12 protein-coding genes are annotated in these 12,989 nt (G+C 73.6%); 7 read left to right on the top strand and 5 right to left on the bottom strand.

Going from position 1 to position 12,989, the window contains the following annotated elements; translation table 11 throughout:
* Nucleotides 1-36: 36 nt before the first annotated feature.
* Nucleotides 37-1,431, bottom strand: a complete 1,395-nt coding sequence (locus ABT078_RS18230) for a sensor histidine kinase (RefSeq protein ID WP_351228793.1) — start codon at nucleotides 1,429-1,431, stop codon at nucleotides 37-39.
* Nucleotides 1,428-2,117 carry a response regulator transcription factor gene (locus ABT078_RS18225; RefSeq protein ID WP_351228791.1) on the bottom strand — a complete coding sequence of 230 codons (690 nt, stop codon included), beginning with the start codon at nucleotides 2,115-2,117 and terminating at the stop codon, nucleotides 1,428-1,430. The genes ABT078_RS18230 and ABT078_RS18225 overlap by 4 nt, the downstream gene beginning before the upstream one ends.
* 68 nt (nucleotides 2,118-2,185) lie before the next feature.
* On the opposite strand from ABT078_RS18225, the gene ABT078_RS18220 reads away from it, so the two are divergent.
* Complete coding sequence (locus ABT078_RS18220) at nucleotides 2,186-2,737, top strand: hypothetical protein (protein WP_351228789.1); 552 nt, start codon at nucleotides 2,186-2,188, stop codon at nucleotides 2,735-2,737.
* Nucleotides 2,738-2,801: 64 nt separating this feature from the next.
* On the opposite strand, the gene ABT078_RS18215 is transcribed toward ABT078_RS18220, so the two are convergent.
* Nucleotides 2,802-3,671: a spermidine synthase gene (locus tag ABT078_RS18215; protein WP_351228787.1), complete on the bottom strand. Its 870-nt coding sequence runs from the start codon at nucleotides 3,669-3,671 to the stop codon at nucleotides 2,802-2,804.
* Nucleotides 3,672-3,784: 113 nt separating this feature from the next.
* Nucleotides 3,785-4,246: a hypothetical protein gene (locus ABT078_RS18210; protein WP_351228785.1), complete on the bottom strand. Its 462-nt coding sequence runs from the start codon at nucleotides 4,244-4,246 to the stop codon at nucleotides 3,785-3,787.
* A gap of 266 nt (nucleotides 4,247-4,512) precedes the next feature.
* Here ABT078_RS18210 and ABT078_RS18205 point away from each other — a divergent pair, with 266 nt between their 5' ends.
* A complete protein-coding gene (locus tag ABT078_RS18205; protein WP_351228783.1) occupies nucleotides 4,513-5,946 on the top strand; it encodes an NsdA family TPR-like regulatory protein in 1,434 nt (477 codons plus the stop codon).
* Between the two features lie 87 nt (nucleotides 5,947-6,033).
* Here the strand turns inward: ABT078_RS18205 and ABT078_RS18200 are convergent, their stop codons facing one another.
* The gene (locus ABT078_RS18200) at nucleotides 6,034-6,630 is read right to left on the bottom strand and encodes a histidine phosphatase family protein (protein WP_351228781.1); all 597 of its coding nucleotides are present in this window, start codon (nucleotides 6,628-6,630) and stop codon (nucleotides 6,034-6,036) included.
* Nucleotides 6,631-6,761: 131 nt separating this feature from the next.
* On the opposite strand from ABT078_RS18200, the gene ABT078_RS18195 reads away from it, so the two are divergent.
* From ABT078_RS18195 to ABT078_RS18175, 5 genes are all read left to right on the top strand, one after another.
* Nucleotides 6,762-7,730 (top strand): phosphatase PAP2 family protein, encoded by a 969-nt coding sequence (locus tag ABT078_RS18195; RefSeq protein WP_351228779.1) that lies wholly within the window; start codon nucleotides 6,762-6,764, stop codon nucleotides 7,728-7,730.
* Complete coding sequence (locus ABT078_RS18190) at nucleotides 7,660-8,796, top strand: hypothetical protein (RefSeq protein WP_351228777.1); 1,137 nt, start codon at nucleotides 7,660-7,662, stop codon at nucleotides 8,794-8,796. The genes ABT078_RS18195 and ABT078_RS18190 overlap by 71 nt, the downstream gene beginning before the upstream one ends.
* Before the next feature lie 280 nt (nucleotides 8,797-9,076).
* A complete protein-coding gene (locus tag ABT078_RS18185; RefSeq protein WP_351228775.1) occupies nucleotides 9,077-10,666 on the top strand; it encodes a hypothetical protein in 1,590 nt (529 codons plus the stop codon).
* Entirely contained in the window at nucleotides 10,663-11,997 is a 1,335-nt protein-coding gene (locus ABT078_RS18180) for an AAA domain-containing protein (protein WP_351228773.1), read from the top strand. The genes ABT078_RS18185 and ABT078_RS18180 overlap by 4 nt, the downstream gene beginning before the upstream one ends.
* Before the next feature lie 608 nt (nucleotides 11,998-12,605).
* Nucleotides 12,606-12,956 carry a DUF8844 domain-containing protein gene (locus ABT078_RS18175; RefSeq protein ID WP_351228772.1) on the top strand — a complete coding sequence of 117 codons (351 nt, stop codon included), beginning with the start codon at nucleotides 12,606-12,608 and terminating at the stop codon, nucleotides 12,954-12,956.
* Nucleotides 12,957-12,989 lie beyond the last annotated feature (33 nt).

The raw sequence follows: 12,989 nt of genomic DNA, 5'->3' as shown, positions 1-12,989 counted from the left end.
TTCTTAGGGTGCGCTTAAGGACCGCATGGGTGGCGATTAATGGTTGAGACCTCTGCGCTTGCGCCGCCCCGCCCTGCGGCCCAGCCGCGCCTGTGACGGGCCGCGTGTCGCGTCGCCGAGACCGATCCAGATCCGGACCTCCGTGCCGCCGAGCACCGAGCGCCCGATGCGCACATCGCCGCCGGTCGACTCGGCGACCCGTCGCACGATGTCGAGGCCGAGCCCCGTCGAGCCGTCCCTGCCCCCGCTGTTGCCGCGTTCCAGCGCCGCCTCCGGGTCCTCGATACCGGGTCCCGCGTCCGAGACGAGCACGATCACGGCGTCCTCGCCGTTGTGCACGTCCACCGAGAAGGCCGTGCCCTCCGGGGTGTGGCGGAAGACGTTGCCGAGCAACGCGTCCAGTCCCGCCGTCAGGTCGGGCCGGGCGACGGGGATGCGTACGGGACGGTCCACGCCCGCGAGCCGCACCTTGCGTCCTTCGTCCTCGGCGAGTGCCGACCAGAACTCCATGCGCTCACGCACGACTTCGGAGACGTCGCAGCCCGCGCCCGGAGCCGTGGCCTGCGTCTGCGGCTTGGCCTCCCGCGCCGTACGGATGATCGTGTCCACCTCGCGTTCCAGCTGCTCGACGGCGGCCCTGGTCTGGTCGGCCGCGGGGCCCGTGCCCAGCGAGGCGGCGTTGAGCCGGAGCACGGTCAGCGGCGTGCGCAGCCGGTGCGACAGGTCCGCGGCCAGCTCCCGTTCGTTGGCGAGCAGCTGCACCACCTGGTCCGCCATCGAGTTGAACGCGATCGCGGCGGACCGCAGCTCGGTCGGCCCCTCCTCCGGTACGCGCGCCCCGAGCCTGCCCTCGCCCAGGTCGTGCGCGGCGCCCGCGAGCCGCTGGGCGGGCTGCACCATCCGTACGCCGAGCCGGTCGGCGACCGCGACCGAACCGACGATCAGCGCCGCTCCGACCGCCGCGAGGACCAGCCAGGCCGTGGTCACGCCGTTGCCGACCTCGTCCTCCGGTACGAACACCTCGACGACCGCGATCTTCCCGGAGCTGAGCGCCGTCGGCTGGAGCAGCGCGGAGCCGCCGGTGACCTCGGTGATGGAGGCGCGGCCCATCTGCTCGGTGGTGACGACATCCCGTACGGCCGCGCGCCGGATACCGATCGCCAGCTCCTGGCCGCCCGTCTCGTCCGATGCGGGGATGTGGAGGGCCATCCGCCCCGCGGCGCCCGCCTGGGTCGACGCGACGGCCCGCTCCAGCTGGTCGCGGTCGACGGTGATGGACAGCGTGGGACCGATGGCGGCGGCCTGCCGCTCGGCGTTGGAGAAGGCCCGGTCCCTGGCCATCTCCTGGATGACGAGTCCGAGCGGTATGGCGAAGGCGATCACGACCATCGCCGTGACCGCCAGGCACACCTTGACCAGCGCCCATCTCACTGCGGCGGCTCCAGCTTCACTCCCACCCCGCGAAGGGTGTGCAGATACCGGGGGCGAGCGGCCGTCTCCCCCAATTTCCTTCTCAGCCAGGACAGATGCACATCGATGGTCTGGTCGTCGCCGTACGACTGCTGCCACACCTCGGCGAGCAGCTCCTTGCGCGGGACGACGACACCCGGCCTCCCTGCGAGGAAGGCGAGCAGGTCGAACTCGCGGCGGGTCAGGTCGAGTCGGTCCCCGTCGAGTTCGGCCTGCCGGCGCAGCGGGTCGACCGTCAGTCCACCGACCCGGATCACCCTGCTCGGCGGCGCCTCACCCGCCGCCGCCCGCGAACGCCGCAGCACCGCGGCCATCCGCGCCGACAGATGCTCCACCGAGAACGGTTTGGTGAGGTAGTCGTCGGCGCCGTCGTTCAGCAGCCGTACGATCTCCGTCTCGTCGTCGCGCGCGGTCGCGATGATCACCGGTACGTCGGTGATGCCACGGAGCATCTTCAGCGCCTCGGCCCCGTCCAGATCCGGCAGTCCGAGGTCGAGAATCACCACGTCGAACCGGAAATGAGCCACCTCGCGCAGCGCCTCCAGGGCCGTCCCGACGCTCCGTACGGTGTGGGAGGCCTCGGTCAAGTGCCTGATCAGGGCGGATCGCACGAACTGGTCGTCCTCGACCACGAGCACACTTGCCATGGGCGGCACCGTACGCCATCCGGAGTACGAAGGTCCCCCGCGGGACATGGGCCCGGACGTAGTGCAGTATGGCCGGGATGCGGAGAGGACTCGTACACGCCATGGCTTGGTCGCTCGCCACGGGCGCGGCGGTCACCCTCTCGTGGTGGGGTGTGCACACGGTGATGGCGGGGACGGCGTACGACCGGCCCCGCGCGTTGCCGATCACGACCGACGGCCGCACCACGCAGGCCGCCCCGCCCGAGTCGTCGTCGACGCAGAGCCCCAAGTCGCCGTCGCCCTCGGCGTCCACCGGTGCGAAGCCGGACAACACCCGGAAGCCCTCGGCGTCCTCACCCGCCGACAAGCCCGGCGACAAGCCGGCCACGACCAAGCCGCCGTCGTCGCATACGGCTTCGGCGAACGTGAAGAGCTACTCGGTCGAGGGCGGCCGGGTCGCCTTCGACATCGGAACCGCTTCGGCGGAGCTGGTCTCGGCGACCCCGGCCTCCGGCTGGACGATGCAGGTCTGGAAGCAACCCACGTACATCCGTGTGACGTTCTCGCAGGGCGGGCGGGAGATCGACGTCTTCTGCACCTGGCACGACACGGCTCCACGCGTCGAGATCGAAGAGCGCTGACGCCAGGCGGCGAGGGCCGGAACAGGCCTTGCGTACGGGACAACCCCTACGGCCGGGGCAGGCCCTACGTCCGGAACACCGACGGCGGCGGGACGGGCGAGGGCCTGGCGGTCGCGTCGGTGACCGCGGCCGCGCCCCCGGTGAAGTCGGCCAGCGCCTTTCCGTGTTCGACCCTGCCCGCGTGCGGGTCGCCCGCGACCCGGCGGGTCAGCTCGGCGACCGGCAGCGGCACGTCGGAGGCGAGCAGTACGGCGTTGCCGAAGCGGCGCCCGCGCAGCACGGTCGGGTCGGTGGCCAACGCGAGCTCCGGGAAAACGGTGGCCGCGGTCGCGATCTGGCCGCGCAGATGGGCGAGGGGCGGGCCGTCCGCGAGGTTCGCGGCGTAGTGCCCGCCGGGTTTCAGCACCCGGCGCACCTCGGCGAGGAACTCCGTACTGGTGAGGTGGGCGGGAGTGCGGGCCCCGCTGAAGACGTCCGCGATGACGAGGTCCGCCCAGCCGTCGGGGAGCTTGCCGAGCCCCGCGCGGGCGTCGGCCGACCTGACCCGTATCCGGGCGTTCGGGTCGAGCGGGAGGCGGGCGCGGACGAACTGGACGAGAGGTCCGTCGACCTCGACGATCTGCTGCGTCGAGCGCGGGCGGGTGGCGGCGATGTACCGCGCGAGGGTGAAAGCGCCGCCGCCGAGGTGGACGGCGTTCACGGGCCGCCCGGCGGGCGCGGCGAGGTCGATGACATGGCCGAGGCGGCGCTGGTACTCGAAGGTGAGCAGGGCGGGGTCGTCGAGGTCGACATGGGACTGAGGGGCGCCGTCGATGACGAGCGTCCAGCCCCGGGGGCGCTCGCGGTCGGGTATCAGCTCGGCGAGCCCGCCGTCCACGGCCTCGACGACGGTCTCGGGAGCCGCCGTGCGACCGCGCTGCTTCTTCCTTGCCACCCGGCCATTATCGGTGCCGCCCACCCCGGGCCCCGGCACGGCCTGGGGCCCCGGTGCCGGCGGACGGGCGCGGTGCTGTGTCAGCGCGCCAGGCCAGATCCGGAAGGCGGGCCTCAGATGCTGTCCGCTGCCTCGATCATGCGGGCGGCCTCGCCGAGGGCCTCGCGGAGCACCACCGGGTCGGTGACGGGGCCGCTGTCGCCGGGAGGAAGCAGCCAGCCGCTGCCGGAGACGGGGGGCTCCGCGGGGATGCGCAGTCCGCGGCCCGACGTCTGCGTACAGGCGCTGCCCGGCATGTCCCAGCCGTCCGCGGTGCCGGGCGGCACCAGGAAGCCGAGGGTGTCGCAGCTGCCGTCGTGGAGTACGGGACCGACGGCCGGGGAGCCACCGCGGCGCAGGATGTCGACCGCCTCCAGGCCCTGGCGGGCCGGAACGGTCACCAGGTCGCAGGGCACGGAGGGCTCGCCGCCCTCCTCGGTGCCCGGACGGGCCTGGCCCGGTGCCGCGCTGTACTCCTCGGTGGGCAGGTGCTGCGCGCTCGTCGCACTCGTCCGCGGGCCACTGCTGGTCTCCATGCCGACCTCCAACAAGGGAACCCCTCCTCGCCGAGTGGGAGCACGTTCCGTGTCCCCGCATGGTTCAACGCTCGCCGGCGTCAACGGCTACGGCGGCACGCCGCCGCAAAGGATGGCAGTTCATGGCGGATCGTGGGTGAGATATCCCGTTTGTAGCCAAACCCTGCGTATCCGGCTCGTCACAGCAGGTACGTTCTTCCTCCGCCGGAGCATGGAACGTCTCCGTACAGGAGAGGGCGCCGGCAGTACCAGGAGAGGGCTCGGCCATGGCGTCGTCACGGGCAGTTCCCAACCTCACCTTCCGGCGGCTGCGCGGACAGCGCTCGCCGGGGGAGTTCGCGGCTCTCGTGCGCCGGGCCGCCCGGGAGATCGGCGAGCAGGTCGCCTGCGACGCCCGCTACATCGGGCGCGTGGAGGCCGGTGAGATCCGCTGCCCCAACTACGCCTACGAGCGGGTCTTCCTGCACATGTTCCCCGGCACGACCCTGGCGGATCTGGGGTTCTCGGCCCGCGAGACGGTACGGGGCCGGGCGGCGCGCACCACTGACGGCGGCCCCACGGGCGCCGACAGCGCCCTCGCCCCCCACAGCGCCACCGACCCCATCGGCTCCGACAGCAGCAACAGCACCTACAGCAACGAGGAGAGCGACGTGCTACGTCGCGCATTCATGACCAGCGGCACGGTCACCATGGCCGCCGCATCCCTGGGGTTCGGCCCCCTGCCGAACACCGAGGCTCTCCGCGCCGACGGGCTTCGCGCCGATGTGCCCCGGCCGCGGATCGGCGAGCCCGAGGTGCGGGCCGTCGAGGAGGCGGTGCGCCAGATCCGGCTGCTCGACGACCGCCACGGCGCCGACGGCCTCTACCAGCGCGCCGCACAGCCGCTGCGGACCGCGTACGCGCTGCTCGACGCGGGCACGACCACGCGTGGTTCGACCGCCGACCGGCTGGCCGCGGGCGCGGGCGAGCTCGCCATCTCCGTCGGCTGGCTGGCCCATGACTCGGGCCGCAAGGAAGAGGCCCGCTCGCACTACGCGGAGGCCCTGGCGACGGCGCGGGTCGCCGGTGACCCGGCCCTGGAGGCGCACGCCTTCTGCAACACGTCGTTCCTGGCCAGGGACGCGGGCCGGTACCGGGAGGCGGTGCGGGCCGCGCAGGCCGGGCAGCGCGCGGCCGGCAAGCTGTCGTCGGCGCGACTGCTGGCGCTGCTGAACCTGCGGGAGGCGGGCGCCTGGGCGGGGCTCGGCGACCGGGCGGCCTGCGAGCAGGCACTGTCCCGGGCCCATACGCTCTTCGGCCGGGGGCCGTCGGACACGGACCCCGAGTGGATGTCCTTCTTCGGCGAGCCCGAGCTCCATGCGCTGGAGGCCCAGTGCTGGTCGACGCTGGGCGAGTGGGGCCGCGCGGCCCGCCACGCCCATCGCGCGGCGGCCCTCCAGGACCCGCACTTCGCCCGCAACCTCGCCCTCTACCGCGCCCAGCTCGCCGCCGACCTCGCCCGCGCGGGTGCACCCGCGGAAGCCGCGGCGGCGGCCGGCCAGGTCCTCGACCTGCTCGACGACGTCCAGTCCTCACGCATCCGCGCGCTGCTCGCGGAAACGGCCCGCGTGCTGACCCCACTACGCCACGCGGCGGGGGTCGCCGACTTCCTGGACCGCTACGCACGGACACCCAGAGCGAGAGCGGTGGCCACCCGGTGAGGCGTCCGGCCCCGGTGACGCGCCCAGGGCGCCACGGTCCTCGGGGACGAACCACCCGCCGACCCGCGGAGCGGCACGCGCGCGGGGTCAGGTCCCCAGGTGGCCCGTGTCGTTCCAGCGCTCCAGCGCCGGGGCCCCGTACGCCCACCCGAGAGCGGACAGGCTGGTCGGATCCAGCTTGATCCGCGCGGCGAAGGACACGTCCTCCCCGATCCAACGCGCGCACAGCACCCGCAGGATGTGCCCGTGCCCGAACAGCAGCGAGTCCCGGTCGGCCGAGCGCGCCCACTCGATGATCCCGTCCGCGCGGGCGGAGAGCTGCTCCATGGTCTCGCCGTCGCGAACGCCGTTGCGCCAGATCATCCAGCCGGGCTCGATCGCCTGGATCTCGGCCTGCGTCAGACCCTCGTACGCCCCGTAGTCCCACTCCATCAGCGCGTCCCAGGGCTGCGCGCGGTCGGCGAACCCTGCGAGTTCGCAGGTCTCGTACGCCCGGACGAGTGGGCTGGTACGGATCACTGCGTCCGGGAGCCCCGACCACGGGGCCTTGTGCAGCCGCTCCCCCAGCAGCTTCGCGCCCCGGCGCCCCTCGTCCAGGAGCGGAATGTCCGTCCGCCCCGTGTGCCTGCCCCGCAGGGACCATTCCGTCTGCCCGTGACGGGCGAGAAATATGCGCGGTGCCATATCCCCATCATCGCCCAACTGAACTCGCGGTGACGTCCGGGCAACCTCGACCCGTCGCCTCGCGTCCTGTACGCCGTACGGTTGATCGCCGGCCGCTGGCCGCTCCGACGACACGAGGGAGACGCGTCCGGATGCCGCAGACCGCGCACAGCAGCCGCCGACCGCGCCGGGACCCGGACAGCGGGCCGGACCGGCGGCCCGCGGGAGCGCCGGGCCGGCAGTCGCTTCGGCAGCCGGTCGGACGGAGGCCCCGGTGGTGGACCGAACTGCCGCTCATCATCGTGGTGTACGCGGCGTACTCGGCCGGAAGGCTGCTCGCGCGCGGGGACACGGCGGACGCGGTCGGGCACGGCGTGGGGATCCTGCGCCTGGAGGAACGCTTCCACATCAACTTCGAGCACCCGCTCAACCGGCTCTTCACCCGCACCCCGGGCCTCGGCATACCCGCCGACTTCGCCTACGCCTCGCTCCACTACCTGGCCACGCCCGCCATCCTGGTCTGGCTGTTCCGCCGGCACCCCGCCGGCTACCGGGCGGCGCGGACCTGGCTGATGGCCTCGACCCTGCTCGGGCTCATCGGGTTCACGCTCCTGCCGACGTGCCCGCCACGACTGCTGGACGCGGGACACGGGTTCGTCGACACCATGGCGCAGTTCAGCTCGTACGGCTGGTGGGGCGGGGAGGCGAGCGCGCCGCGCGGTCTCGGGGGGATGACCAACCAGTACGCGGCGATGCCGAGTCTGCACGTCGGCTGGGCGCTCTGGTGCGGGGTGATGCTGTGGCTGCACGGCCGGGGCGTGCTCACGAAGACGCTGGCGATCGCCTATCCGACGCTGACCACGCTGGTGGTGATGGGCACGGCGAACCACTACTTCCTCGACGCGGTCGGGGGTGTCGCCGTGATGGGGGCCGGGCTGCTGCTCACGAGGCCGGCGATGCGGTTCGCGGAGCGGACGAGGACCAGGTTCGGACGGGGTGCCTGGGTCAACAGGTCCACGATTGTCGGTGGCGGATGCGAGACTTCCGCGGGTGAGCACATCCCTGGACAGCGGACCTCCTCCGCAGGCGCCGGTGACAGCACTCCGGCAGCGACTCGCTGAGCTGCGCGGCCCGTCCGCCGCGCCGCATCCGCTCGACGCCCGCGCGCTGGCGGCCCTCGCCGCGAACCCCGGGTGCAAGCGGCGCGCGCTGCTGGACGGAGCCGGCGTGGACAAGGCGGCGCTCGCGCGGGCGCTGGGTTCGCCCGCGGCGTTCGGCCAGTCCCAGTTCGCGTTCATGCGGGGCAACGCGTTCGAGGCCCGCGTCAAGGCCGACGGCGGGGCGGAGCTGCTGAGGCTGCTCGGCATCCCCGATCCCCAGGAGGCGCGGGTCCCCGACCTCACGGCTGCCGGACCCGAGGGCCGCGCGGCCCGCACGGCGCTGGCACTGCGGGAGGCGACCGGGGCGGGGGTGTGGACGCTGCTCGACCACCCGATGCTGGCGCTGGAGGTGGCGGGTTCGCCGGCGTATCTGGAGCCGGACGCGGTGGTGGTGCATCCCGACGGACGGTGGACGGTCGTCGAGATCAAGTCCTTCCCGATGGTCGACGGTTCGGCGGACGCGGCGAAGGTGGGCGCGGCGGCGCGCCAGGCCGCGGTGTACGTGCTGGCGTTGGAGCGGGTCGCGGCGCTCACCGAGGGCGCGGAGGTGCGGCACTCGGTGCTGCTGGTCTGCCCGAAGGACTTCTCCAACCTGCCGGCGGCGTCCGTGGTCGACGTACGCAAGCAGCTCGCGGTGACTCGTCGCCAGCTCACCCGCCTGACCCGTGTCGAGGACATCGCGGCCGCCCTGCCCGACGGGCTGAGCTTCGACGTGGAGACCTGCTCTGCCGGCGAACTGGCGGCCTCCGTCGAAGCGGTCCCCTCGGCCTACGCTCCCGAGTGCCTGGCCGCCTGCGAGCTGGCCTTCCACTGCCGTGAGCGGGCACGCACCGCGGGCGCGGTCGAGTCGCTGGGGCGTGCGGTGCGGGGCGAGCTGGGCGGTCTGACGGAGGTCGACGAGATCCTCGCGGCGGCCCGCGGCGAGGCGGGCGACCCGGCCGACCCCGCGGTCGGCGCCCTCCGCCGCGCCGCCGCGCTGCGGGCTGAAGCGCTGACCACATCCGGCGCGGGCCGGGGGACGGCGTGATGGCGATGCCGCTCGCACCCGCCCGACGGTCCTGGGGCGCCTGCGGCGGCCGGCCCTCGGCAGCCGGGAGCCTGCTCGGTACCGTCCCGTCGGCCCGGGCGTCCGTCCTCGGACGCCGGACCGGGTCGTTCGGAGCCCCGCCGGCGATCGGGGCGCGGGGTCCGGGGCGGAGCCCGCACGCGGCGGAGCCGCACATCGACGCAGCCCGGAAGGGGTGGGGCGGGGGAAGCAGCACCGGACCCCGCGTGCGGGGAGCGGCCGGTACGGCGGGGAGGGGCGCATGTCGCTGATCTCCACCCTCGCACGGCTGGAGGCCGTCGAGAGCGGCCGGGCGCAGCCGATCGCCACCGTGCGGCACCGGCACGTGGCCGAGCGGCCGCTCGTGTTCGTGCCGCTCACCACCGCCGGAGAGGCGGGCGCGCCGCTCGGGGCGCTCGTCGGGACGGACCGGGACGCACCCCGGCTGCTGACCGTCGCGCAGCCGCGCGACCGGGATCTGCGGTTCGCCTTCCTCGCGGAGCTGGCCGAGGCGGTGCTGCCGTATCTGGACGCGTACGCGGACGACGTCGAGGCCGCCGAGCGGAGCGAGACGGACCCCGAGACCGGCAAGAAGGTCAAGGTCGAGGTCGAACTGTGCGCGGACGCACCGCAGGTGATCGTGCCGAGCCGGGCCGGTGTCGAGTTCGTGCGGCTGCTGGGGCGGTCGATGCGGTTCCGGCGGACGGCCGAGCAGGATCCGGACACCCCGTATCCCGCGCCGCCGCGCGTGCCGCTGCTCGGACGCTGGCTGACGCACTACGGGGAGCGGGCACGCGTACCGGGTTCGTCGTTGCTGTTGGCGATGACGGATCTGCTGGGGCGGCACTGGGCGACCGGGCAGTCGCATCTGGAGGACCAGCATCTGGGCGCACTGCTCGCCTGGACGGCTCCTCCCGACGGCGAGTCGGGCGCCGAGGCGGCCCTGCGCGCCGAGCTGGCGCGGGACGCCGGCGGTCAGCTGCTGTGCCCGCCGGCCGGTCCCGCCACGGACCCGGCCTTCGACAACAGGCTGCTGGCACCCGCGATGGAGCGCTACGACCGGGCCCGCCAGGCGCTCGCCGCCGCCGAGGACGGGGGCGCGGCGGACGAGCAGCTGGGCCGTCTGACGGCCGCCGAGCGGGAGATCCGCGGACTGCTCGAGGGGGTCATGCGGCCGAGCTGGGACGCAGTGTGGCAGGGCCTGGATCTGCTGCGGGAGCTGCCGGTGGGCGCGCGGGTCGCCGACCGCTGGACCCGTGACCGCTGGTCGTTCACGGGCCACCGCGACCGGGTCCGCGCGGGCGAGCCGCCGCAGCCGCGCCGTGACGACGCGGTGACCGCGGCGCAGAAGCTCGCCTCGCGAGAGACGGCCCAGGCGCAGCTGGAGGCCCAGGAGGCGTTGGACGATCCGCTGGTGCTGGCGGGGCGGCGGCTCGCGGGCGAGGCGTTCGTCGGCGAGGTCACCGAGGTGGTGATGGCCTGGTCCGAGTCGAAGCGGCCGTCACCGCGTCCGCTCCTGACCGTGCGCACGGACGACCGGCCGCATCTGGGCACGGGTGTGAAGGTGTACCGCTCGCTGGACGGCAAGCCGCAGTCCGCCGAGTTCGTACGGTCCGAGGAGGACGGCGCGCTCGTGCTGCGGCTGCTGGACCGGATGGGCCGTTCCAAGGATCCGGCCGAGGGTTCCGTACCGGAGAAGGGCGAGCGGATCGCCTGGACGGTGTTCGAGCACGACCAGCGCGGCGGGCCGAAGCTCCCGGACCCGGAGGAGACGCCGTGGACGCACGGCGGTCCGCCCCGCACCGATGCCGCCGAGAGCCCTGACGCCGTGACCCCGGAGGACCTGCTGTGACGACCGGTTTCGATCCGGGCGCCGAGGCGGCGCGCGCCACCGCCGGCATCCTCGACGACACCCTCCACGGGGATGCCCGGGGCGTCGTCGTGGACTCCCCGCCCGGCGCCGGAAAGTCGACGCTCGTCGTGCGAGCGGCACTCGAACTGGCCGAGGCCGGGCGGCCGTTGATGGTCGTCGCGCAGACGAACGCGCAGGTGGACGATCTGGTGCTGCGCCTGGCCGAGAAGGAGCCGGAGCTCCCTGTCGGCCGGCTGCACAGCAACGACCCGGATCCCTACGACAAGGCGCTCGACGAGCTGGAGAACGTACGCAAGTCGGCGAAGGCCGGTGACCTCGCGGGCCTCGACGTCGTCATCTCGACGGCCGCGAAGTGGGCGCATGTGAAGGGTGTCGAGCCGTGGCGGCACGCGATCGTGGACGAGGCGTACCAGATGCGCTCCGACGCGCTGCTCGCGGTGGCCGGGCTGTTCGAGCGGGCGCTGTTCGTGGGGGATCCGGGGCAGCTCGACCCGTTCTCCGTGGTCGGGGCCGACCAGTGGGCCGGGCTGTCGTACGACCCGTCGGCGAGCGCGGTCTCCACGCTGCTGGCGCACAATCCGGAGCTGCCGCAGCACCGGCTGCCGGTGTCGTGGCGGCTGCCGGCGTCGGCGGCGCCGCTGGTGTCGGGGGCGTTCTATCCGTACACGCCGTTCCGCAGCGGTACGGGCCACGGCGACCGGAGGCTCACCTTCGGGGTGGCGTCGGACGGGTCAGGACCCGACCGGGTGCTCGACGAGGCGGCCGAGTCGGGCTGGGGCCTGCTGGAGCTGCCCGCCCGGCACACTCCGCGGACCGACCCGGAGGCGGTGCGGGCCGTGGCGCTGGTGGTACGACGGCTCCTGGACCGCGGCGGGGCGTCGGTGTCGGAGCGGTCGGAGCATCCGGTGCCGCTCACCTCGGACCGTATCGCCGTCGGCACGGCCCACCGCGACCAGGCCGCGGCGGTGCGGGCGGCGCTGACCGAGCTGGGGGTGAGCGGGGTGGCCGTGGACACGGCGAACCGACTGCAGGGCCGCGAGTTCGACGTCACGGTCGTCCTCCACCCCCTGTCGGGCCGCCCCGACGCGACGGCGTTCCACCTGGAGACGGGCCGCCTGTGCGTCCTCGCCTCCCGGCACCGGCACGCGTGCATCGTGGTGTGCCGCGCGGGCGTGACGGACCTCCTGGACGAGCACCCGTCGACGGAGCCGGTGCAGCTCGGCGTGACGGTGAAGTTCCCGGACGGATGGGAGGCGAACCACGCCGTTCTGTCCCACCTCGGCGAACACCGCGTGGCATGGACACCATGAGAGCCACCGCCCGAAGCCGGCGAAGGAGTGCGAGCGCGGCCGGAGGAAACGGCCCGGACGGGTGCGAGGCGAACCACGCGGTTCCGTCCCACCTCTGCGAACACCGCGTGGCATGGACACCATGAGAGCCACCGCCCGAAGCCGGCGAAGGAGTGCGAGCGCGGCCGGAGGAAACGGCCCGGACGGATGGGAGGCGAACCACGCCGTTCTGTCCCACCTCGGCGAACACCGAGTGGCATGGACACCATGAGAGCCACCGCCCGAAGCCGGCGAAGGAGTGCGAGCGCGGCCGGAGGAAACGGCCCGGACGGATGGGAGGCGAACCACGCCGTTCTGTCCCACCTCGGCGAACACCGCGTGGCATGGACACCATGAGAGCCACCGCCCGAAGCCGGCGAAGGAGTGCGAGCGCGGCCGGAGGAAACGGCCCGGACGGGTGCGAGGCGAATCACGCGGTTCCGTCCCGTCTCGGGGAACACCGAGTGGCGTGGACGCCTTAGGTTCTTGGTGGGCCCGGCGGTTCTCGTGGGCCGCGCAGGCCCACGTAGGACCCCTTGTGCCGAGCGGGACAATAGGGGGTGGTCGGAATGTGCGAGGAGGAGACACGCATGGCGGAGTCGTCTGAGCGGAGCGAGCGGCGGATGCGGCCTGCGCCGCTGCTCTTCGAGCCCTCGGAGGCCGCCTCCGACCCGGAGCACTTCTTCGACCTCGAGTCGATCGAGGACCCCCGGGACCTGCTGTCGCGTGCGACGGAGCTGACGATGGCGTTCCAGGCCGCTGCGGACCGCGCCCTGGAGTACCAGGCGGTCGCGGCGGCACAGCTCGCCGACCCGCGCCGCTTCGACCGGCTGACCGCGGCGGACATCGCGCAGCGTGCGGAGTGGAGCGAGGACTACGCGAAGAAGATGGTCGAATTCGGCCGCGACCTCCTCCGCGCGACGGATCCCGAAGACCAGTAGGCAGGTGGCCGGCGGGCAGGTGGCCTGCAGGCA

The organism is Streptomyces sp. NPDC002133, assembly GCF_040296405.1.
Classification (GTDB): domain Bacteria; phylum Actinomycetota; class Actinomycetes; order Streptomycetales; family Streptomycetaceae; genus Streptomyces.
This window is presented reverse-complemented; position numbering and strand designations above follow the sequence as displayed.

Bases quoted from the DNA above. Each gene is read 5' to 3' on its own strand.
- ABT078_RS18220 (WP_351228789.1), top strand. From the start codon at position 2,186: ATGGCCGGGATGCGGAGAGGACTCGTACACGCCATGGCTTGGTCGCTC.
- ABT078_RS18210 (WP_351228785.1), bottom strand. From the start codon at position 4,246: ATGGAGACCAGCAGTGGCCCGCGGACGAGTGCGACGAGCGCGCAGCAC.
- ABT078_RS18205 (WP_351228783.1), top strand. From the start codon at position 4,513: ATGGCGTCGTCACGGGCAGTTCCCAACCTCACCTTCCGGCGGCTGCGC.
- ABT078_RS18200 (WP_351228781.1), bottom strand. From the start codon at position 6,630: ATGGCACCGCGCATATTTCTCGCCCGTCACGGGCAGACGGAATGGTCC.
- ABT078_RS18185 (WP_351228775.1), top strand. From the start codon at position 9,077: ATGTCGCTGATCTCCACCCTCGCACGGCTGGAGGCCGTCGAGAGCGGC.
- ABT078_RS18225 (WP_351228791.1), bottom strand. From the start codon at position 2,117: ATGGCAAGTGTGCTCGTGGTCGAGGACGACCAGTTCGTGCGATCCGCC.
- ABT078_RS18195 (WP_351228779.1), top strand. From the start codon at position 6,762: ATGCCGCAGACCGCGCACAGCAGCCGCCGACCGCGCCGGGACCCGGAC.
- ABT078_RS18175 (WP_351228772.1), top strand. From the start codon at position 12,606: ATGGCGGAGTCGTCTGAGCGGAGCGAGCGGCGGATGCGGCCTGCGCCG.